Genomic DNA, 21,177 nt, shown 5'->3' with positions numbered 1-21,177 from the left:
GCCCTCCCCACCGACGGGATGGGCGGGAGTCTAGGACGGGGGCCAGCCAGGGCGGGATAAGGACGCTGTAATTTTTGAAAGGTGAGCAGAGTCAGGGGGTTGGCGAGGCGGGATATGCTGACAATCGGGGAATCTCCAGCACCCCCGCAAAGGGGGATGGACGGCATTGACGGAGCTACCCCCCAACCATCCCGAAGTCCGCCACCCGGCCCATGACGCTGCGAACCTGCCCCAGCAGTTTCAGCCGGTTGTCCCGCTCGGCGGCCACCTCGGAATTGACCATCACCTTGTCGAAGAAGGCGTCCACCGGCGCGCGCAACCGCGCCAGCGCGGTCATGGCGGCGGCGAAGTCCTCGGTCTCCAGCGCGGCGTCCACCGCGGCCGCGGCGGCGGCGGCGGCGAAGGCCAGGGCGCTTTCCTGCTCCGGTTGACCCGGCAGGCCGGTCTGCACCATGCCGGTCGGCACGGCCCCCTTCTTCTCCTCGGCCTTGAGGATGTTGGACGCCCGCTTGTACCCGGCCAGCAGATTGGCCCCATCGTCCGTGGCGAGGAACCCGTCCAGCGCCTCCACCCGCCGCACGATGCGGACGAGGTCGTCGTCGCCGAGCGCGAAGACGGCGTCGACGAGATCGTGGCGCTTGCCCTGATCGCGGAGGAGGACCTTCAAGCGGTCGGCGAAGAAGGCCACTAGATCTCTTGCGGTCGTCTGAGCCGACAAAATGACCTCTGGCCGTTCCGCGCTCTTGAAGAATTCTGGACTGTTTATGACCATGAGCCGCTCGCCGGCCATGTCGGGCCTTACCCAATCGGCAACCACAAAAACGTCGGCGTCGGATGGGAAGGACCAGATGTCGAAGCGCCAGTCTTCGTTGCCTTCTTCATCGATGTAGGGGCCGCGATAATCTTCCCAGAAATCGGGGTAGATGAGGTAGCCCTCGGTGGGGTGACGTTGGAGTAGGCGCATCATGAGGCTGTCGCGCCAGTATACTCGCGGCTGAGCCTTCTCAATGATCCCCGTAAGCTGGAGGCGCGCCCCACTCTCCAGCACCAGCCGGATCACCCCCAGCGCCGCCCGACGCAGCGCGAACGGATCCTTCGACCCCGTCGGCTTCTCATCAATGGCGAAGAACCCGACCAGGGTGTCCAGCTTGTCGGCCAGCGCCACAGCCACCGTCAGCGGCGCGGTCGGCACGGAGTCCGCCGGACCCTGCGGCTTGTAGTGATCGCGCACGGCGTCCGCGACGGCGTCCGGGTGGCCGGCGGCGCGGGCGTAGTAGCCGCCCATGACGCCCTGCAGTTCGGGGAACTCCCCGACCATGGCGGCCGACAAATCAGCCTTGGCCAGCTTGGCGGCGGCCTCGGCCTGATCCGGATCGGCCCCGACCAGCGGCGCGATCTCACGCGCCAGGGCCGCAATCCGCTCGACCCGCTCGGCCAGCGTCCCCAGCTTGGCGTGGAACGTCACCCCCTCCAGCTTCTTCGCCCAGACGTCGAAGCCGGTCTTCAGGTCCTCGTCCCAGAAGAAGCGGGCGTCATCCAGACGGGCCGACAGCACGCGGCTGTTGCCGGCGGCCAGGGCCTTGCCCCCGTCGGTCGCCTCGACATTGGCCACGACCACGAAATGCGGGGCCAGGCCGTGTTTGGACGGATCGCGCACCGCAAAGTATTTCTGGTGCACCTTCATCGACAGCCGGACCACCTCGGGCGGCAGGCTGAGGAAGGCCGGGTCCATGTCGCCGAGAATGGGCGTCGGCCATTCGGCCAGCCCCGCCACCTCGTCCAGCAGGCCGTCGTCATCGACGAGGGCGAGGCCCTTGTCGGCGCAGACCTTCTGCGCCGCCTCGAGGATCTTCAGCCGCCGGTCGACGGCGTCCAGCAGGACGAAATCGCTTTCGAGCTTCGCGCGGTAATCCGCGAAATCCCTGACCGCGAACGGCCGGCCGCAGCCGAGGAAGCGATGCCCCTCGGTCAGCTCGCCGCTCTGGATCCCGTCGATCTCGAACGGCACGACATGGCCGTCGAACAGGGCCACGATCCGCTTCAGCGGCCGCACCCAGCGCAGCGTGCCCGAACCCCAGCGCATCGACTTGGGCCAGGGGAAGCCGCGGATGATCTGGTCGACCATGTCCGGGATCAGGGCCGCCGTCGGCTGGCCCTTGCTGCTGAGGACGGCGAAGAAGACGCCGTCACGCTCGACCAGTTGGTCCTTGGTCAGGCCGGTCTTCCGCAGGAAGCCCTCCAGCGCCTGCTCCGGCGCATTGGCCCGCGGGCCCTTGACCTCTTCCTCGCGGTCGGGCGTCGCCGTCGGCAGCCCCTCGACCACCAGCGTCAGCCGCCGCGGCCCGGCGAAGGTCGTCAGGGCGTCATACGTCAGGCCGGCGGCCTTCAGCCGCTCGGCGGCCATCCGCTCAAGGTCGCGCGCGGCCCCGCCCTGCATGCGGGCCGGGATCTCTTCCGACAACAGTTCGATCAGCAACTGGGCCATCAGACGCGCCCCCTTTCCTGCTCGACCCATTCGGTCGCGCAGGCCTTACAGAGGTCCCGGATGCGGCCGATGTAGCTCTGGCGTTCGGCCACGGCGATGGCCCCGCGCGCGTCCATCAGGTTGAACAGGTGGCTGGCCTTCAGCACCTGATCGTAGGCGGGCAGCACCAGCGCCTGATCCTGCGGGCCCTTCATCGCCAGCAACCGCCCGACCTCGCCGACCATGTCCTCGAACCGGCGTTTCAGCCCGTCGACGTCATAGCCGTGGAAATTGGCCTCGGACTGCTGGCGCTCGTTCTCGAGGAAGACCTCCCCATAGGTCAGGCCCTCCTTGGTGAACTTCAGGTCGTAGACGTTGTCGACGCCCTGGACGTACATGGCCAGTCGCTCCAGCCCGTAGGTCAGCTCGCCCGAGACCACATCGACCTCGATGCCGCCCACGCCCTGGAAATAGGTGAACTGGGTCACCTCCATCCCGTCGCACCAGACCTCCCAGCCCAGCCCCCAGGCCCCGACCGTGGGGTTCTCCCAGTCGTCCTCGACGAAGCGGATGTCGTGCAGCTTCGGATCGATGCCGATGGCGGCCAGCGAGCCGAGATAGAGCGCCTGCAGGTTTTCGGGGTTCGGCTTCAGGATCACCTGATACTGGTAATAGTGCTGTAATCTATTGGGATTTTCGCCATAGCGGCCGTCGCCGGGCCGCCGCGACGGCTGGACATAGGCCGCCTTCCACGGGCGCGGGCCCAGCGCGCGCAGCACCGTCGCCGGATGCAGCGTCCCCGCCCCGACCTCGATGTCATAGGGCTGCAGGATCGCGCAGCCCTGATCGCCCCAGTATTTGTGGAGCGTCAGGATCAGGTCCTGGAAGGCGAGCGGTTCGGTCGTCACGGGCAGCTTTTTCGTTCGGGGAAGAAGGCGGCGGACCCTAGACGGGCGGCCCATTTGCGGCAAGGAGCCCGGTTGCCGGGTTCATCACAACGAACACAACGGACCCACGACGGACACAACGGGTCCGCGCCAGGTTCCGGTCCCGTTGTGCCCGTTGTGACATCGTCGTGGCCGTTGTGAAGAGCCGGGGCTGCAGCCACCGATTCCGGCTTCGCCGGGAAGGACGGAGGACGGAATGTTAAGCGTCGACCGCTAGCGTTCGCGCCATGAAGCAGATCGACCAGATGCGCCGGCGCGCCGCGCGCTATCTCGACATCGAGGCGGTGACCATCGCGCCGGCGAAGGGCGTGTTCTCGCTGAGCTTCGACGACTTCCCCGCCAGCGCCTGGACCGAGGCCGGGCCGGTCATGGCCGAACATGGGGTCAAGGCCACCTACTATGTCTGCGGCGGGCTGGCAGGCGGGATCAACATGGACCGCGACCAGTTCGAGGCGCCGCACCTGCAGGCCCTGCACGCCGCCGGCCATGAGGTCGGCTGCCACACCTTCGGCCACACCAGCGCCCTGCGCATGGACGCCGAAGCCCTGCGGCTCAGCCTGGACGCCAATGCCGCTTGGGTGGCCGAGCGACTGGACGGCCATCGCATGACGACCTTCGCCTGGCCGTTCGGCGATGCGACGGTGGGGGCCAAACGGGTCGTGCGCGAGCGCTTCGCCATGGCTCGCGGCGTCCGCGACGGCGTCAACGCCGGCCGCGAGGACCGGGGGCTGATCAGGAGCATCGGCCTCGAGAGCCGCCGCCTGCCCGGCTACGACCTCGAAGGCCTGATGGCCGAAGCGGCGGCGTCGAAAGGCTGGCTGACCGCCTATGGGCACGACGTCTCGGACCGGCCCACGGACTACGGCTGCACGCCGGACGATCTGGATCGGGTGTTGCGCGCGGCGAAGGCGGCCGGGCTGGCGATCGCGCCGGTGGGCGCGGCGTGGGACAAGGTCACCCAATAATCCGCTCATTCCGGCGAAAGCCGGGACCCAGTGTTTTGGGTGATGCGGTAAGGCTGGTGATCCGCGATCAAATGTCCTGAAACGCCGGCGTCAGACTGGACAGGACTGGGTCCCGGCTTTCGCCGGGATGAGCGGATCAGATTAGATCAGGCCGCCTCGCGCATCATCGCCGCCTTGCGCGCGTCCGCCCATCGGATCAGGGCGGCGCGGGGGAAGGCGACGATCCACGAACGGGCCGTGTAGTCTCCGGCCTCGATCAGGGCGGCGCGGGTCGGGGAGCTGGTCGCGGCGCGCTGGGTGTGAATCTCGCCCGGCCCCTGATGCACCATGAAGGCGCCGTGCTTCAGCAGGTTGAGCCGCAGATAGGCGAGGCGCGGGCTGATCTGCTCCAGCGGCGGATCGTAGAACCAGCTGGAGCCCAGCATGCCGGCCATCTCGGGGCGGCGCTTGCAGATCTCGGCGGCGGTGGCCCAGGCGCGGTCCCAGCCGGCCTCGTTGAAGTCGGACAGTTCGCGGCTCTCGGTATGGACCTCCAGCCACGGCTTCCAGGCCTGGGCGGCGGCATAGGCCGGGATCACCGACCAGCCCCAGCCCTCGCGGGCGTGGCGCAGAACCTGCCCCGGCCCCATCGGCGAGCTGAGGTCGATCATCTGGGTGCGGGCGCCGGGCACGCTGAGGACCAGCGAGATGCGCACATCCTTGGCCCAGAAGTCGCGGTCATAGGGATCGGCGGCGGCGGTCAGGAAGTCGGCCAGACGGCCGATCCATTCCGGATAGAGCTCCAGCACGGCGTCCGGCAGGTCGGCGGCCGGGATGCGCGCCGGCATCTCCAGCGCCCACAGGGCGACCAGGGCGCGGCGGTGGTCGTCGGTCAGGGCGGCGCCGAAGGCCTCGGCCAGCGCCTCCTCGGCGCGATGGCCCGGCTGGTCGAAATCCCAGTGCGGGGCCGAGGCGGCGGCCGCGGCGGCGGCGGCGGCCTTGAGGGCGTGAAGGCGGGCGCGGTCCTCGGCCGGGACGCGGTTCAGCACGGCTTCGAACGCGGCGATCTGGACGGGCGAGAGCGTTTCCATGCCGCCACTCTGCCAGACACCGGTTTGCCGACCGTTAAGGCGCCCGCCCGGCGGCTATCGCAGGGTCGTCGGCCGTATCCACCAGTCGGGCCGGAGGACGGAAAGGGCCTGGCCGGCGGCCTCGGCGGCCCGGAGCGTCTCGAACAGGGCGAAGACGGTGGCGCCGGAGCCCGACATCCGCGTCAGGCGCGCGCCGGGCAGCGCTTGCGTGGCCGCGAGTGCGTCGCCGATGGCCGGGGCCAGGGCGACCGCCGGGGCCTGCAGGTCGTTTCGCTGCGTCTGCAGCCAGGCTTCGACCGCCGCCGTCGACCAGTCCAGAGGCGGCGCCGGCGTATCGGCCAGACCCGGTTCGCCGGCGTCGAAGGCGCGATAGACGGCTCCGGTCGACGAGGGGACGCCCGGATTGACCAGCAGGGCCGGGAGCGGCGGCAGGGCAGGCTCAAAGGTCAGAATGTCCCCCCGGCCTCTGGCCCAGGCGGCGCGGGCGTGCAGGCACATGGGACCGTCGGCGCCGATGGCGGCCGCGATCTCCGCCAGGGCCGCATCGTCGAAGCGCAGGCCAAGCACGTCCCGGACCAGCTTGAGCGCCGCCCCGGCGTCGGACGAACCGCCCCCCACACCCGCCGCGACCGGCAACTGCTTGTCGAGGGTGATCGCCAGTCCCGGCTCGCCGATCCCCGCCGCCGCGCCCAGGGCGCGCACCGCCCGGAAGACCAGATTGTCGCCCTCGCCTTGCAGCGCGCGGGCGAAGGGCCCCGTGACAGCCAGCGAAAGACGGTCCGCCGGTTCGACCGTCACCCCGTCGCCGACATCGGCGAAGGCGACCAGGCTGGCCAGAGGATGATAGCCGTCCGCCGCGAGCGGCCCGACGTGCAGGAACAGATTGATCTTGGCGGGCGCCAGCCGGGCGGCCGTGCTCATGTGAGTCAGGACTGGCCTGCGGACACCGGCGGCGCCGTCGTCAGGCCATTGGCGAGCTTCTGCTCCACCCCGGCGCGGCGTTCGGCGTCGGGCTCCAGCGTCAGCACCCGGTTCCATTGCCACTCGGCCTCGCGCCGACGCCCGACCTGCCAGTAGGCGTCACCCAGATGATCGACGATCTCGGGGTTGGCCGGTTCCTTGTTGACGGCGCCCTCGAGGGTCTCGACCGCGATGTCGTACTGGCCCTGCCGGAACTGGGCCCAGCCGAGCGAGTCCTGGATGTTGCCGTTCTCGGGCTGGGCGGCGTGGGCCCGGGCCAGCATCTCGGCCCCCTGTTCGACCCGCCGCCCGCTGTCGACCCACATATAGCCGAGGTGGTTCAGGATGGTGGGCTCGTCCGGCGCCGCCGTCAGCGCCGCCCACAGTTCGTTCTCGGCCTCGTCGAGGCGTCCGAGGCGCTCCAGGGTGGCGCCGCGCAGATACCGGATCCCCGGCGCCTGTCCGGCGACATTGACCGAGGGCCGGTTCAGCACCGCCAGCGCTTCCTCGAAATGACCGAGCGCACTCAACTGTTCGGCCAGTTTGAGGGCCACCTCCATCTGACCGGGCGTCGATGCATCGGCGCGCCGAAAGGCCTCCAGCGCCTCCGGCTGCCGGTCATCGCGCTGCAGGCTCAGCGCGAGGCCGAACTGGGCTCCGGCGTAGACAACCGGATTGGCGGGGGTCACCCGTCTGAACGCCTCCCGGGCCGGTTCCTCCTGGCCGACAGCGGCCAGACTCACGGCCAGACGCAAGGCCATCTCGTCATCGGGACCCAGACTGTCGGCGAGCCGCATGTAGATGGCCGCCAACTGCCGTTCGCCCTGCTCGCCGATCTGGACGGCCGCCATCCTGACCGCGACGGCGGCGGTCTCGGCGATCGTCGGGACCGGCGGCGGCGCGCCGCGCTCAAGCACGCGCTCCCGGCCGGTCAAGGCCTCAGGGTCGGGCGTCCGCCCGGTCAGCGACGCCTCGTAGAGCGCCAGGGCCTCTTCGCGCCGACCCTGGCGCTCAAGGAAGCGGCCATAATCAACGGCGAACAGCCGCGTGCCGAGCGGCGAGGCGGTGATCACCCGGTATTCGGCCTCGGCCTCGACAAAGCGCCGGCGGCTGTCCAGCAGCCCGGCCCGCTGGTGGCGCAGCACCAGGCCATTCATGTCCGTCGGGGCCGCATCGACCGGGGCGAGGGCCACGTCCCAGTCTCCCGCCGCCGCCGCGACAGCGGGCAGGATATAATGGCCGATGGTCGTGAACGGCTCGGTGAACGGCTGCGAGCGGAGCATGGCCAGACTGGACGCAGCGTCGCCGCCGTTCAGGCCCTCGACGACCATGACCAACCGTCCCGCTTCGGCCAGCAGGGGCTTGCCCTGGACCGCGGGCGCCAGGTCCGCCAGGGTTTCGAGCTCGCCCGCGAAAAGGCCGGACCGGAACGCCTCCTCGCTCACAACCGGTTGCTCGGGCGTCAGGGTCTGACTTTGGGCCAGAAGCTCGGCGCCCAGGGTGCTGTCGCCCCGGATGCTGGCCAGCCGGCCCGAGAGATAAAGGCCGTAGGCGGAACGGCCCAGCGCATCGGCCGGGACCGGCGACCACTCGGCGGGAATGGGAATGACCGCTGGCGTGGCCGGCGCCGCCGCCTCGTCATCGATCGCGACCACCAGCCCCGGCGACGCCGGCGGCGGGCTGCCCGGCGGCGGCGCGACAGCCGGCGCCTCCTGCGACCAGGCGGGGGACGCCAGCGCCGTCAGGGCGCAACCGGTGAGAAGAAGAGCGAGACGGGAGAGATGCATGACGCGAACCTTCCCGCTTTATGAGGCGGCGACAAGGCCCCTCGCCCGCCACAGGATAAATCGCGCCGTCACATGTTCGGATAGTTCGGGCCGCCGCCGCCCTCGGGCGTGGTCCAGACGATGTTCTGGGACGGATCCTTGATGTCGCAGGTTTTGCAATGGACGCAGTTCTGGGCGTTGATCTGGAAGCGCGGATTGTTCCCGGCCTCGTCGTACAGCACCTCATAGACGCCCGCCGGGCAGTAGAGCCGAGCCGGCTCGCCGTACTCCGGCAGATTGACCCGGATCGGGATGGACGGGTCGAGCAGCTTCAGATGGGCCGGCTGTTCCTCGGCATGATTGGTGTTGGAGATGAAGACCGAGGACAGCTTGTCGAACGACAGCTGTCCGTCCGGCTTCGGATAGGCGATCGGCTTGTGCTTCGCGGCCTTCTCGGTCGAGGCGGCGTCGGTCTTTCCGTGCTTCAGGGTCCACGGCAGGTTCACGCGGAACAGCGACGAGAACCACATGTCGATCAGGCCCAGCGCCCCGCCGATCGTGGTGCCGAATTTCGACAGATAGGGTTTGGCGTTCCGGACCTGTTTCAGCTCCTTGTAGACCCAGCTCTTCTCATAGGCGGTCTGGTATTCGACCAGTTGATCGCCCGCGCGGCCGGCCTGCACCGCGTCATAGGCGGCGTCGGCGGCCAGCATGCCGGTCTTCATGGCGTTGTGGCTGCCCTTGATGCGCGGGACGTTCACGAAGCCGGCGGAACAGCCGATCAGGACGCCGCCGGGGAAGCTGAGCTTCGGCACCGACTGGAAGCCGCCCTCGGTGATGGCGCGCGCGCCGTAGGAGATGCGGGTCCCGCCCTCCAGATGTTCGGCGATGGCCGGATGGTGTTTGAAGCGCTGGAACTCGTCGAACGGCGACAGGAAGGGGTTCTTGTAGTTCAGGTGCACGACGTAGCCGATGGCCACGTAGCGGTCGCCGAAATGGTACATGAAACTGCCGCCGCCGGTGAACTCGTCCAGCGGCCAGCCGGTGGTGTGCTGGGCCAGGCCGGGGCGGTGCTGGTCGGCCGGGACCTGCCACAACTCCTTGAGACCGATACCGAATTTCTGCGGATCGGCGGCGTCGCATAGGTTGTGGCGGGCCATGATGGTCTTGGCCAGCGAGCCGCGCACGCCCTCGGCGATGAAGACGTATTTGCCGTGCAGTTCGATGCCGGGCTGGAAGTCGTCAGTGGGCTTGCCGTGGCGGTCGATGCCGAAGACGCCGGCGACGACGCCCTTCACCCGGCCGGACGGCTCGTCCCAGACCACATGGCTGGCGGCCATGCCGGGATAGACCTCGACGCCCAGCGCCTCGGCCTGTTCGCCCAGCCAGCGGGCCAGATTGCCCAGCGAGGCGATGTAGCAGCCGTCATTGTGCATGATCGGCGGCAGCAGCGGCATCGGCAGCGACGCCTGACCCGCCGGGCCGAGGATCATGAACCGGTCCTCGGTGACGGGCGTCTCCAGCGGCGCGCCGCGCTCCTTCCAGTCGGGGAAGAGCTCGTTCAGGGCCTTAGGGTCGATCACCGCGCCGGACAGGATGTGGCCGCCGACCTCGGCCGACTTCTCCAGCACCGCGACGCTGATCTCCTTGCCGTCCTTTTCCGCCCGCTGCTTCAGGCGGATGGCGGCGGACAGGCCGGCGGGGCCGCCGCCGACGATGACGACGTCGTATTCCATCACCTCGCGCTCGACCCCGGTCAGGGCCTCGGCGGGCGGCAGCTTGTCGATCACGGCTTCCTGCCAGGCGTTCGTCGCGCCGCCTTCGATGGCTTTCTCGGCCATGGCCAGATTTCCTCGCATTCAGTGGGGTCTTGCTGTTTTCCGCTTATCGGAAGGTGACGCAAGGGTGGTCAAGGACTATCCCTTTGCGGATCGCCCCCATGACAACCCCGCATCTCGACACCGCCAGCGCCGAAAGCCTGCTCGCCTTCTGGCGGGATGCGGGCGTCGACGCCTGTTTCGAGGACGCCCCGGTCGACCGGACCCACGTCGCCCCGCCGCCGGCCGTCAAGGCGGTGGCCCGGGCCACGGCCTCGGTGACGCCTGTCGCGGCGGCCGGCGACGCCCTGGCCGAGGCGCGCCGACTGGCGGCGGGCGCCGACACCCTGGAGGCGCTGGGTCAGGCCATCGCCGCCTTCGAGGGCTGTCCGCTGCGCGGCATGGGGGCCAAACAGGCGGTCTTTTGCCGCGGCAATCCCGAGGCCGAGGTGCTGGTCATCGGCGAGGGCCCCGGCGCGGAAGAGGACGACCGCGGCCAACCGTTCGTGGGCAAGGCCGGCCGGCTGCTGGACCGGATGCTGGCCGAAGCGGGACTGGAGGGTCGGGTGTTCATCACCAACACCGTCTTCTGGCGGCCGCCGGGCAACCGCACGCCGACGGCGGCGGAACAGGCGGTCTGCGCGCCGTTCGTCGAGCGCGCCTTCGCCCTGCTGAAGCCGAAGGCGGTGCTGCTGCTCGGCGCGGCCTCGGCGAAGTCGGTTCTGGCCACGGACGAGGGCATCATGCGGATGCGCGGCCAATGGCGGGAATGGCGGCTGGCGGAGGGCGCGGTCTCGGCCCCCGCCCTGCCGACCCTGCATCCGGCCTTTCTGCTGCGCCAGCCGGTCGCCAAGCGCGAGGTCTGGGCCGATCTGCTGTCGTTGGCGGCGCGGATTGACGGCTGACGGCCAAGCTCGTTCACCCTTCCGACTCAAAACCGCCCCAAAAGGGGGTGAAATCTTGACATGGGCCGAGGCGGTGGCGCCTTTCTGGCCTGACGACCAAACGAACAGCGCGAACTGACCCGAGTCGAGACGGGTTGTTTGACGCTCTCAGGGGGGCCGCCTTAGTGCGATTTGATTTCCGCCGCGCGATTGTCGCGCCGACGCTGGCCCTGGCGTTGTGCGCCCTGGGCGGCGCCGTGCATGCCGAGGAGCGCGATCCTGGCGGACCCTCGACGCTGAGCGCGGCAGACCGCCTCAGCTACACCACCGCCTTTGACGCCCTCCGCCGCGGCGATCTGGACGCCGCCCGCGCCTCGGCGCGTCAGGCCAACGACCGCGTCCTGCTGGGCCAGGTCGAGTTCGAACGGCTGTTCCACGCCGACTACGCCGCCACCTACGAGGAACTGGCCGCCTGGCTGGAAGAGTATTCCGACCTGCCCAGCGCCGAGCGGGCCTACAATCTGGCCATGCGCCGGCGCCCCGACGGCGCCGCCGAGCCGAAACGGCCGTCCAGCAGCTGGGGCAGCCGCACGTGGAACAGTATTGCGGCCGCCGGCGGCAATACCGAAGGCGATCCGATGAAGGCGGCGCGGGTCGCGCTGAACCACGACGACCTGGGCGGCGCGGTCACCCTGGGCGAACAGATCGGTGACTGGTGGACGGTCGGTCTGGCCCAATACCGGCTCGGAGACTTCGCCGCCGCCAAGGTCGCCTTCGAGCGCGTTCTGGACGATCCGACCGAGGACGGTTGGGTTCGTTCCGGGGCCGCCTTCTGGGCCGCGCGGTCGGCCGGGCGGTCGGGTCAGCAGGACCGCGTGCAGCCCCTGCTGCGCCGCGCCGGGACGTGGCCGGCGACTTTCTATGGCCAGATCGCCCTGCGGCAGCTCGGCGAGGAGCCGGCGATCGAGAACCTTGGGCCGACGCCCTACTCGGCCGGGGGGATGCAGCGCGTCTCCTATGTGGCCGAGGAGCCGATCGGCGTCGATGCCGCCGAACTGGACGAGTTCATCCGCTCCGAACCGCGCGCGCGCCGCACTGTGGCCTATTTCGAGATCGGCCGCCGCGCCGACGCCCGCGACGAGCTGCGAACCGGTCTGCGCGCCGCGGTCACCGACCGGGGCCGCCAGCTGTGGGCCGCCCTGGGTCGGGCGCTGGGTCCGAGGATCACCGGGTCAGGCGACGACGTGCGCCGCATCGACGCCACCCACTACGCCCAGCCGGTGATCGAGCCGGACGGCGGCTTTACCGTTGAGCGGTCACTGGTCTACGCCATCGCCCGCAAGGAAACCGGCTTCAATGCCCGCGCCCGTTCTGGCGCCGGCGCCTTTGGCCTGATGCAGGTCATGCCGACCACCGCCGCCGAACTGTCAGGCGACCGCGGGTTCATCCAGGACCCCGAACGGCTGTTCCAGCCCAACGTGAATGCCCGACTCGGCCAGGCTTATGTCAATCGCGTCCTGGCCCTGCCGGCGATCAATGGCGATCTGCTGCGCGCGGCCGCGTCGTACAATGCCGGGCCCGGCCCCATGGTCATGGCGGTGCGCAAGCTGGGTCATGACGCCGACCCGCTGCTGCTGATCGAGACGATCGACGTGCCCCAGGCCCGCGAATATGTCGAAAAGGTCGTGGCGGCCTACTGGATCTACCAGCGCATGAACGGCCGTCCGACGCACACCCTGGACGCCGTGGCTTCCGGGGCGACCCTGATTCCGCTCTCGCTGGACTATATCCCGCCGCCGCCCGCCCCGCCTGTCGAGGTGGCCTCGGTGGCGACGGTCAGCGCCAACTAGGTGATGCTGACCAGCAGCAAGGCCGGCAGGCAGCAGGCGATGACGATCATCAGCCCATAGACCATCAGGCTGGGACGGCTGGCTCCGGGTTGTTCGACGGGCATGGACATCGGCGGACCCCTGAACGCTTCTGCGCTCCTGAAGCCTCGAAAATACCGCCGTTGTCTTAAGACCGGGTTCCGCCGGGCGGTTAACGGTCGGCCAGCGCCTCGGCCGCCCATTCGAGGAAGTCGGGCTGGGCCAGCAGGGTGTCGCGATAGGCGGCGGCGGTCCCGTCGTCGCCATAGGCCGCCAGATCGATCTGGAAATGCCGGAATCGCGTCGCCACCGGGGTGAAGAAGGCGTCGGGTACGGACCATTCGCCGAACAGGTAAGGCCCTCCGGCGCCGAACCGGCCGCGCATCTCCTTCCACAGGCTGACGATGCGGCGGATGTCGCGATCCACGGCCTCGCCGGTGGGCGGCGGGGAGCGGTCCGGGCCGACCATGGTGTGGTCCGGCCCCATGCCGCATTCGGTGCGCAGCGCCATGAAGCCGCCGTGCATCTCGCAGGCGGCCGACCGGGCCAGCCAGCGGGCGTGGGCGTCGACGGGCCACAGCCGCGCCTGCGGATAGCGTTCGGCGCACCAGACCGAGATGGCCATCGAATCCCAGACCGTGACGCCCTCGACCTTCAGCAACGGCACCAGTTTCGAGGGCGAGATGCGCGCCAGCTCGGCCTGGCCGGCCTCGGAATAGATGTCGATCTCGCGCACCGTGAAGTCCGCCTTGCACCGCTTCAGCACCAGCCAGGGCCGCAGCGACCAGGTCGAATACAGGCGGGGTCCGATGATCAGTTCCATGGCTTGGCTCTCGCGCGATCAGACCGCGAAGATCGGAGCGCGGTCGCGCCAGCCGCCTTCGGTGAAGTCGGGGAAGTCGATGGTCCGGTTTCCCTCGGCGATCGAGGTTTCGGACAGAGGCGTCACCGCGCTCCAGGTCACGGCGTCAAAGATGTCGATCGGCATGGGCGCCTGGGCCTTCAGCGCCTCGACGAAAGCATGGATGACGAAGAAGTCCATGCCGCCGTGGCCGGCGCCCTCGGCGTCGGCCGCATGGGCCTGCCACAGAGGGTGATCGTAGCGGTCCAGCCAGGCCTGGGCCTCCTCCCAACGGTGCGGCTGGGGGCTCTGACCCTCGACATAGATCGATCTGTTGAGATCCATCCACAGGCCCTTCTCGCCCTGGACCCGGAAGCCCAGCGAGTACGGGCGCGGCAGGTTGGTGTCATGGCTGAGCATCACCGTCTCGCCGTTCTCGCAGCCGATCATGGTCTGGACCACGTCGCCGAGGCGGAAATTCACCCGGGCGTTGGGATGATCGGCCCCGCCCTCGGCGACCACATGGTTATGCAGGCCGCGGGCCTTTGAGGCATAGCTGGTCAGCCGGGTAAACCGGTTGCCACGGTTGATATTGGCCCACATGGCGCAGGGACCGATGCCATGGCTGGGGTAGAGGTCGCCGTTGCGGTCGACAGAATGCGGGGTGCGCCAGCGCGCCTCTGACCAGCCGCGCGCACCGAACTCGACCCCGCCGCCATAGGCCTCGCCGGGGACGCCGGCATTGAACTTCACGGCGCGCAGGTCGTGCTGATAGCCGCCTTCCAGATGGATCATTTCGCCGAACACGCCCTGGCGGACCATGTTCAGCACCGCCATCACGTCGCGGCGGAAGCAGACGTTCTCCAACAGCATATAGGGGGTGCCGGTCTCCAGTTGGGTTCGCAACACCCGCCAGTGATCGTCAAGGGTGATCCCGGCCACGACCTCGCAGGCGACGGGCACCCGGGCGCGCATGGCGGCGATGGCCATCGGCGCGTGAAGCTCCCACGGCGTTGCGATGATGACGCCGTCCAGATCGGCGGAGGCCAGCATCTCGCGCCAGGCCTCGTTCGACCCCGTATAGAGGCGTGGCGCGGGTTTTCCGGCCTCGGTGAACTGTTTGAGCGCCTCGTTCAGGGTGAAGGCGTCGATGTCGCACAGGCCGGCGACTTCGACGTCATCCCGGCGGACCAGTTCCCGCAGCAGAACCCGCCCGCGCATGCCGACGCCGATCATGCCCAGACGAAGGCGACCGGACGCCCGGGACGAGGCGACTGTCGGCGTCGGCAGGGCCAACGCCCCGCCCGTGGCGGCGGCTGCGGCGATCAGGTCGCGGCGGTTCACGGGAGACCTCCGTTGGAGCATGGGATGGGGCGGACCAGACCCGGAATCGGCCGTCGGGACAAGCCGCCAGTTGACTCGCGCGCGCTTGCGACCGACACCCCGCGCCCATGATCAGCCGCTATTCCCGCCCCGCCGCCGTCGCCATCTGGTCGCAAGAGACCAAATACAGGATCTGGTTCGAGATCGAGGCCCACGCCGCCACGAAGATGGCCCAGCTGGGCGTCATTCCGACCGACGCCGCCGAGGCGATCTGGGCCAAGGGCAAGGATGTGGTGTTCGACGCCGACCGCATCGACGAGATCGAACGCACCACCAAACACGACGTCATCGCCTTCCTGACCCATGTGTCCGAGATCGTCGGCGAGGAAGCCCGTTTCCTGCATCAGGGGATGACCTCCTCGGACGTGCTGGACACCTGTTTCGCGGTGCAGCTGGCGCGGGCGTCGGACCTGCTGATCGAGGGCGTCGACCGGGTGCTGGCGGCGCTGGAGACGCGGGCGAAGGAGCACAAAATGACCCCGTGCGTGGGCCGCAGCCACGGCATCCACGCCGAGCCGGTGACCTTCGGCCTCAAGCTGGCCGGCTATCACGCCGAGTTCCAGCGGGCGAGGCGGCGACTGCTGACCGCGAAGGAAGAGATCGCCACCTGCGCCATCTCCGGCGCGGTCGGGACCTTCGCCAACGTCGATCCGGCTGTGGAAGCCTATGTCGCCGAGCAGATGGGTCTGGCCGTCGAGCCGGTCTCGACCCAGGTCATCCCGCGCGACCGGCACGCGGCCTTCTTCGCCGCGCTGGGCATCGTCGCCTCCTCGATCGAGCGTCTGGCGACCGAGATCCGGCACCTGCAGCGCACCGAGGTGCTGGAGGCGGAGGAATTCTTCGACAAGGGCCAGAAGGGCTCGTCGGCCATGCCGCACAAGCGCAACCCGATCCTGACCGAGAACCTGACCGGCCTGGCCCGGCTGGTGCGCTCGGCCGTAGTCCCGGCGATGGAGAACGTCGCCCTCTGGCACGAGCGGGACATCAGCCATTCCTCGGTCGAGCGCGGCATCGGGCCGGACGCCACCATCCACCTCGACTTCGCCCTGCACCGGCTCGCGAGCGTGGTCGAGCGACTGAACGTCTATCCAGCCAATATGGAGAAGAACCTCAACCTGCTGGGCGGGCTGGTGCATTCGCAGCGGGTCATGCTGGCCCTGACCCAGGCGGGCGTGTCGCGCGAGGACGCCTATGCCGCGGTGCAGGAGAACGCCATGAAGGTCTGGCGCGGCGAGGGCCGGTTCCTCGACTTCCTCAAGGCCGACGCGCGGGTCACTCTGCCGGCGGAACAGCTCGAGGCGCTGTTCGACCTCGGCTATCACACCAAGCATGTGGACACCGTGTTCGCGCGGGTGTTCGGCCCCGAGCAAAGCTGACGCCGTGCCCCTCAAGCGCGCCTTCGACCCTGTCGTCGACGCGCACACGCAGCTGCTGATCCTCGGCAGCCTGCCCGGCGACGCCTCCCTGAAGGCGGGCCAGTATTATGGCCACCCGCAGAACGGCTTCTGGCGCCTGGTCGGCGGGGTGATCACGGTCGACCTCGCCCCCCTGCCCTATCCCGAACGGCTCGCGGCGCTGAAAGCGGCGGGGGTCGGCCTGTGGGACGTGATCGCCAGCGCTGAACGGCGAGGCAGCCTGGACGGCGCCATCCGCAACGCCGAGGGCGCGGACCTGATCCGGCTGGTCGACAGCCTTCCGGCGCTGAAGGCCGTCGCCTTCAACGGCGGGACGGCTGCGCGCCTCGGCCGACGCGCCCTCGCACCCCGCCCCGGGATCGACCAGATCGACCTCCCCTCCTCGAGCCCGGCCTACACGCGACCGTTGGCCGAGAAGGCCGCCGCCTGGGCGATGCTGGGGGCGTTTGTCCGCTGCCGCTGAGCCGGGGTGCGGTCACGTGTCGCGCCCGAAAGCACGCCGGCCCTGCATCCTTTGCGGCGCTGAACAGTACCTCCCCCTCGAACCGCCGGCACGGCGGTCGCTCAGGAGAGAAGACCCATGAAGATCACCAGAACCGCCACCCTCGCCGGCGTATCGATCGCCGCCATGCTCGCCCTCGCCGCCTGCGGCAACAACGCCGAAGAGGCCGCCCCGGCCGACGCGATGGCGACGGACACCTCGGCCATGGCGCCGGCTCCGGCCGCCAGCGGCACGGTCGTCGAGGTCGCCCAGAGCAACCCCGACTTCAGCACCCTGGTCAGCGCCGTGACCTCCGCGGACCTGGCCGGCACGCTCGGCGGCGCCGGACCGTTCACGGTCTTCGCCCCGACCAACGCCGCCTTTGAGAAGGTCCCGGCCGCGACCCGTGACAGCCTGATGGCCCCGGCCGGCAAGGCCGACCTGACCAAGATCCTGACATATCACGTGGTTCCCGGTCGGGTGGACGCCGCGACCCTGACGCAGCAGATCCAGGCCGGCGGCGGCAGCGCCGCCCTGACCACGGTCGAAGGCGGCACCCTGACCGCTCGCGTCGGCGCCGACGGCGTGGTCACCCTGACCGACGAGAAGGGCGGCGTCTCGCGCGTCGTCCAGGCCGATGTCGCCGCTTCGAACGGCATCATCCACGCCATCGACACCGTGGCCATGCCCAACTAACCCGGCTCAAACCGGATACGACAAGGGCCGCTCCATCGCTGGAGCGGCCCTTTTTCGTTCGGTCAGAGCGTTCGACTATTCGCCGTTTCGGATCTGCTCGCGGGCCACCGAGGACAGCTCGTCCATCTTGCGGCGGATTTCCCCCTCGGAGACGACCAGTCCGGCGCCTTCGAGGTCCTGGGCGATCTTGCGGTAGACGTCTTCCTCGCCCGGCTGTTCGAAGTCGGCCTTGACGATGGCGCGGCCGTACTCTTCCGCACGATCGGCGTTCAGCCCCATCTTCTCGGCCGCCCAGAGGCCCAGCAGCTTGTTGCGCCGGGCGATGGCCTTGAACTCCTGTTCCTGATCGAGGGCGTATTTGGACTCGAAGCCCTTTTCCCGATCGTCGAAGGTGGTCATGGGCGTCGCAAGGCTCCGTCAGGCGGCCGAACCGCGGCCGCGTCGAGGTGGTCTATAGCCACCCCATGGCCGAACGCAACCGGAACCCGCCGGGTTGCGACCGCGCGTCTCGCCGGGCCCGTGCGACCGCGCCGGTTTGTGTCGCGGCGCCGCATCCGCTAAGGGTGCGCGCGACTTTTTCCCGCCCGCCCGATTCCGGATTGCGCCGCCCAGACCCTCCGTCTGGCCGCGCGATTTTCGTTTCCGGCGAGGCCCCGCCCGGACCCACATGATGAACGTCAAGCGCAAGAAGATTTACGAGGGCAAGGCCAAGATCCTCTACGAAGGGCCCGAGCCCGGCACCCTGATCCAGTATTTCAAGGACGACGCCACCGCCTTCAACGGCGAGAAGAAGGCCCAGCTTGAGGGCAAGGGCGTCATCAACAACCGCATCAGCGAATTCATCATGTCGCGCCTGAACGGCATCGGCGTGACCAACCACTTCATCAAGCGGCTGAACCTGCGCGAGCAGCTGATCCGCGAGGTCGAGATCATTCCGCTCGAGGTCGTCTGCCGCAACATCGTCGCCGGCTCGATGAGCCAGCGCCTCGGCATCGACGAGGGCACGCCCCTGCCCCGCTCGATCATCGAATTCTATCTGAAGAAGGATGAGCTCAACGACCCGATGGTCACCGAAGAGCACATCACCGCCTTCAACTGGGCCACGACCCAGGAGCTGGACGACATGCTGGCCATGACGGTGCGGGTGAACGACTATCTGTCGGGCATGTTCGGCGCCGTCGGCATCACCCTGGTGGACTTCAAGATCGAGTTCGGCCGGGTGTGGGAGAACGACTTCTCGCGCGTGTTGCTGGCCGACGAGATCAGCCCGGACTCCTGCCGTCTGTGGGACACCGCCACGGGCGAGAAGCTGGACAAGGACCGCTTCCGCCGCGATCTGGGCAATGTCATCGAGAGCTATACCGAGGTGGCCAAACGCCTCGGCATCATGAAGGACATGCCGACCGTGATTCAGGGGGGACTGCACTGATGGCGAGGGTCAAGGTTCACGTCTTCCTCAAGCCCGGCGTGCTGGACGTGCAGGGCAAGGCGGTCGAGGGCGCGCTGCACGGTCTGGGCTGGGCCGGGGCTGCCAACGCCCGGGTCGGCAAGCTGATCGAGTTCGACCTTGACGGCGTGGACGATCCCACCGCCGAGGCGAAGAAGATGTGCGAGCAACTGCTGGCCAACACCGTGATCGAGAGCTACCGCATCGAGGTCGCATGAAACGGCTGATCCAGTTCTCGGTCGCGGCCTTCGTCCTGGTCGGCGTGCTGATCTTCGCCGCGGCGCTGGCAGGCGGCCTGACCGACGATTCGGCCTTCACTCCGGCCGCGAAGGTGGCGGCGCACTAGAGACGCGGATCGCTACCGTGCGTTAGAGGACTGATCCCTTCCGCAGCGAGGAGCGCTTCAATGACCTTCACCGTCATCTCCACGGGTTTCGCCGACGGCGGGGCCCTTCCTGACGCCCAGGTCCAGGCGAAGGGCAACCGGTCGCCGCAGCTGAGCTGGTCCGGCGCGCCCGCGGGCACGAAGAGCTTCGCCATCACCTGTTTCGATCCCGATGCGCCGACGGGTTCGGGCTTCTGGCACTGGACGGTCGCCAACATCCCTGTCGACGTGACCGAACTGGCCGAAGGCGCCTCATCCGGCGGCCTGCCGCCGGGCGCGGTCGAGGGACGCACCGATTTCGGCGAGCCGGGCTTCGGCGGCGCGGCGCCGCCGCCGGGACACGGACCGCACCGCTATATCTTCACCGTCTTCGCGGTCGATACGGAGCGACTGGACGTGACGCCGGAGAACTCGGGCGCGGTGTTCGGCTTCAACCTGCATTTCCATACCCTGGCCACGGCCTCGATCACGGGCGTGTACGAGAACAGAAGCCTGGGCTGAGGCGCAAAGATTGCCCGGCGGCGACTATCGTCGTTACATCCGCCCAGCACAGGAGCGATGCGATGTTTGACCGACGGTCCATCCTGATTTCGGGCTCAACCCTGGCGCTCGCCGCATCGCCCGCGACGGCCTGGGTCGTCAACGATCCCGAGGCCAACAAGGCGCTCATCCGCCGTTTCTTCGAGGAGGTCTGGAGTACGGGCGACCTGTCGCGGCGCGATGAGTTTCTGGCCGCCGGATACCGGGGGCATATCGCCGGCGCCGCTGCTCCCATCGACCGGGACGGTTGGACAGGGTGGTTCCAAGGCTTCAGGACCGGCTTCCCCGATGCTCGTTTCACCGTCGAGGACATGATCGCCGAAGGCGATCGGGTCGCCGCCAGACTGACCATGCGCGGCACGCATCTGGGGCCCATGAACGGCGTCCCGCCGACCGGGCGGACGGTGGTCGTCAGCGGTATGAGCATAGAACGGGTCGCCGAGGGGCGCATCGTCGAGGGTTGGAACGAGAACGACGCCCTCGGCCTGCTGCAGCAGCTGGGTGTGGTACCGCCTCCGCCCTCATGAAGTCGGTGTGGACGCCCTGACAACCGCCGCAAACGCTGCTACACGCCGCCGCCATGAGCGCAGCCGTCATCGTCTTCCCCGGTTCCAACTGTGACCGCGACTGCAAGGTCGCCGTCGAACGCTCCACGGGCGAGCGCGTCGAAATGGTCTGGCACCAGGAGACGGAGCTGCCGTCGGGCCTGGACCTGATCGTCCTGCCGGGCGGCTTTTCCTATGGCGACTATCTGCGGTGCGGCGCCATGGCGGCGCAGTCGCCGGTGATGCAGGCGGTGAAGAAGGCCGCCGACGACGGCGTGGCCGTGGTCGGCATCTGCAACGGCTTCCAGATCCTGTGCGAGGCCGGGATGCTGCCGGGCGCCCTGCTCAGGAACGCCGGGCTGAAATACGTCTGCAAACCCATCACCCTGAGCGTCGCCAACGGCCAGACCCGCTTCACCGCCGGCTACCAGGGCCAGCGCGAAGTCGTCATGACCCAGGGCAATGGCGACGGAAACTATTTCGCCGACGCCGAGACCCTGGCCCGGATCGAGGGCGAGGGTCAGGTGGTGTTCCGCTACGTCGACAATCCCAACGGCTCGGTCGCCGACATCGCCGGCATTCAGAACGCGCGGGGAAACGTGCTCGGCCTGATGCCCCACCCCGACCGGTCGTTCGAGGAAGAGCTCGGCTCGGCGGATGGCGCCACGCTGTTCCGAAGCGTCTTCGCCGCCGTCTGAAATCC

Annotated in this window: 21 protein-coding genes; 12 read left to right on the top strand and 9 right to left on the bottom strand. The window is 68.8% G+C overall.

Annotated features, from left to right (window positions below; genetic code table 11):
* Positions 1-175: 175 nt before the first annotated feature.
* Positions 176-2,485 (bottom strand): glycine--tRNA ligase subunit beta, encoded by a 2,310-nt coding sequence (gene glyS, locus B2742_RS03800; RefSeq protein ID WP_292063154.1) that lies wholly within the window; start codon positions 2,483-2,485, stop codon positions 176-178.
* A complete protein-coding gene (locus B2742_RS03795) occupies positions 2,485-3,378 on the bottom strand; it encodes a glycine--tRNA ligase subunit alpha (protein WP_292063169.1) in 894 nt (297 codons plus the stop codon). Before B2742_RS03795 ends, glyS begins: the two co-directional genes overlap by 1 nt.
* 260 nt (positions 3,379-3,638) lie before the next feature.
* Between B2742_RS03795 and B2742_RS03790 the strand changes: the two genes are divergently transcribed.
* Positions 3,639-4,376, top strand: a complete 738-nt coding sequence (locus tag B2742_RS03790) for a polysaccharide deacetylase family protein (protein WP_292063151.1) — start codon at positions 3,639-3,641, stop codon at positions 4,374-4,376.
* A gap of 146 nt (positions 4,377-4,522) precedes the next feature.
* Here B2742_RS03790 and B2742_RS03785 read toward each other — a convergent pair whose 3' ends face one another.
* The 4 genes from B2742_RS03785 to B2742_RS03770 form a co-directional block, all read right to left on the bottom strand.
* The gene (locus B2742_RS03785; protein WP_292063148.1) at positions 4,523-5,446 is read right to left on the bottom strand and encodes a hypothetical protein; all 924 of its coding nucleotides are present in this window, start codon (positions 5,444-5,446) and stop codon (positions 4,523-4,525) included.
* 54 nt (positions 5,447-5,500) lie between these two features.
* The gene (locus B2742_RS03780; RefSeq protein WP_292063145.1) at positions 5,501-6,367 is read right to left on the bottom strand and encodes a 4-(cytidine 5'-diphospho)-2-C-methyl-D-erythritol kinase; all 867 of its coding nucleotides are present in this window, start codon (positions 6,365-6,367) and stop codon (positions 5,501-5,503) included.
* A 5-nt stretch (positions 6,368-6,372) separates the two neighbouring features.
* Positions 6,373-8,193 carry a tetratricopeptide repeat protein gene (locus tag B2742_RS03775; protein WP_292063144.1) on the bottom strand — a complete coding sequence of 607 codons (1,821 nt, stop codon included), beginning with the start codon at positions 8,191-8,193 and terminating at the stop codon, positions 6,373-6,375.
* A gap of 68 nt (positions 8,194-8,261) precedes the next feature.
* Positions 8,262-9,908 carry an electron transfer flavoprotein-ubiquinone oxidoreductase gene (locus B2742_RS03770; RefSeq protein ID WP_292063167.1) on the bottom strand — a complete coding sequence of 549 codons (1,647 nt, stop codon included), beginning with the start codon at positions 9,906-9,908 and terminating at the stop codon, positions 8,262-8,264.
* Between the two features lie 203 nt (positions 9,909-10,111).
* On the opposite strand from B2742_RS03770, the gene B2742_RS03765 reads away from it, so the two are divergent.
* A complete protein-coding gene (locus B2742_RS03765; protein WP_292063141.1) occupies positions 10,112-10,894 on the top strand; it encodes a uracil-DNA glycosylase in 783 nt (260 codons plus the stop codon).
* A 164-nt stretch (positions 10,895-11,058) separates the two neighbouring features.
* Positions 11,059-12,723, top strand: a complete 1,665-nt coding sequence (locus tag B2742_RS03760) for a lytic transglycosylase domain-containing protein (RefSeq protein WP_292063138.1) — start codon at positions 11,059-11,061, stop codon at positions 12,721-12,723.
* Between the two features lie 190 nt (positions 12,724-12,913).
* Here the strand turns inward: B2742_RS03760 and B2742_RS03755 are convergent, their stop codons facing one another.
* Positions 12,914-13,564, bottom strand: a complete 651-nt coding sequence (locus B2742_RS03755; protein ID WP_292063136.1) for a glutathione S-transferase — start codon at positions 13,562-13,564, stop codon at positions 12,914-12,916.
* A gap of 18 nt (positions 13,565-13,582) precedes the next feature.
* Positions 13,583-14,926 (bottom strand): Gfo/Idh/MocA family protein, encoded by a 1,344-nt coding sequence (locus tag B2742_RS03750; RefSeq protein ID WP_292063133.1) that lies wholly within the window; start codon positions 14,924-14,926, stop codon positions 13,583-13,585.
* A gap of 107 nt (positions 14,927-15,033) precedes the next feature.
* On the opposite strand from B2742_RS03750, the gene purB reads away from it, so the two are divergent.
* The 3 genes from purB to B2742_RS03735 all read left to right on the top strand — a co-directional run bounded on the left by purB (position 15,034) and on the right by B2742_RS03735 (position 17,557).
* Complete coding sequence (purB, locus tag B2742_RS03745) at positions 15,034-16,341, top strand: adenylosuccinate lyase (RefSeq protein ID WP_292063131.1); 1,308 nt, start codon at positions 15,034-15,036, stop codon at positions 16,339-16,341.
* Positions 16,295-16,843, top strand: coding sequence for a DNA-deoxyinosine glycosylase (locus B2742_RS03740; RefSeq protein ID WP_414633040.1), 549 nt, complete (start codon positions 16,295-16,297; stop codon positions 16,841-16,843). Before purB ends, B2742_RS03740 begins: the two co-directional genes overlap by 47 nt.
* Before the next feature lie 117 nt (positions 16,844-16,960).
* Entirely contained in the window at positions 16,961-17,557 is a 597-nt protein-coding gene (locus B2742_RS03735; protein WP_292063125.1) for a fasciclin domain-containing protein, read from the top strand.
* 75 nt (positions 17,558-17,632) lie between these two features.
* Here B2742_RS03735 and B2742_RS03730 read toward each other — a convergent pair whose 3' ends face one another.
* On the bottom strand, positions 17,633-17,956 hold the full coding sequence (locus B2742_RS03730) for a DUF1476 domain-containing protein (protein ID WP_292063122.1): 324 nt from the start codon (positions 17,954-17,956) through the stop codon (positions 17,633-17,635).
* Positions 17,957-18,227: 271 nt separating this feature from the next.
* On the opposite strand from B2742_RS03730, the gene purC reads away from it, so the two are divergent.
* From purC to purQ, 6 genes are all read left to right on the top strand, one after another.
* The gene (purC, locus tag B2742_RS03725; RefSeq protein WP_292063164.1) at positions 18,228-18,986 is read left to right on the top strand and encodes a phosphoribosylaminoimidazolesuccinocarboxamide synthase; all 759 of its coding nucleotides are present in this window, start codon (positions 18,228-18,230) and stop codon (positions 18,984-18,986) included.
* Positions 18,986-19,222, top strand: coding sequence for a phosphoribosylformylglycinamidine synthase subunit PurS (purS, locus tag B2742_RS03720; RefSeq protein WP_292063119.1), 237 nt, complete (start codon positions 18,986-18,988; stop codon positions 19,220-19,222). Before purC ends, purS begins: the two co-directional genes overlap by 1 nt.
* Positions 19,219-19,350: a hypothetical protein gene (locus B2742_RS03715; protein WP_292063118.1), complete on the top strand. Its 132-nt coding sequence runs from the start codon at positions 19,219-19,221 to the stop codon at positions 19,348-19,350. Before purS ends, B2742_RS03715 begins: the two co-directional genes overlap by 4 nt.
* A gap of 60 nt (positions 19,351-19,410) precedes the next feature.
* On the top strand, positions 19,411-19,890 hold the full coding sequence (locus B2742_RS03710) for a YbhB/YbcL family Raf kinase inhibitor-like protein (RefSeq protein WP_292063116.1): 480 nt from the start codon (positions 19,411-19,413) through the stop codon (positions 19,888-19,890).
* Positions 19,891-19,952: 62 nt separating this feature from the next.
* The gene (locus B2742_RS03705) at positions 19,953-20,456 is read left to right on the top strand and encodes an ester cyclase (RefSeq protein ID WP_292063113.1); all 504 of its coding nucleotides are present in this window, start codon (positions 19,953-19,955) and stop codon (positions 20,454-20,456) included.
* Positions 20,457-20,509: 53 nt separating this feature from the next.
* Positions 20,510-21,172: a phosphoribosylformylglycinamidine synthase subunit PurQ gene (gene purQ, locus B2742_RS03700; protein ID WP_292063111.1), complete on the top strand. Its 663-nt coding sequence runs from the start codon at positions 20,510-20,512 to the stop codon at positions 21,170-21,172.
* The last annotated feature ends 5 nt before the right edge of the window (positions 21,173-21,177 follow it).

The organism is Brevundimonas sp. UBA7664 (assembly GCF_002483305.1).
In the GTDB taxonomy this organism is placed as follows: Bacteria; Pseudomonadota; Alphaproteobacteria; order Caulobacterales; family Caulobacteraceae; genus Brevundimonas.
This window is presented reverse-complemented; position numbering and strand designations above follow the sequence as displayed.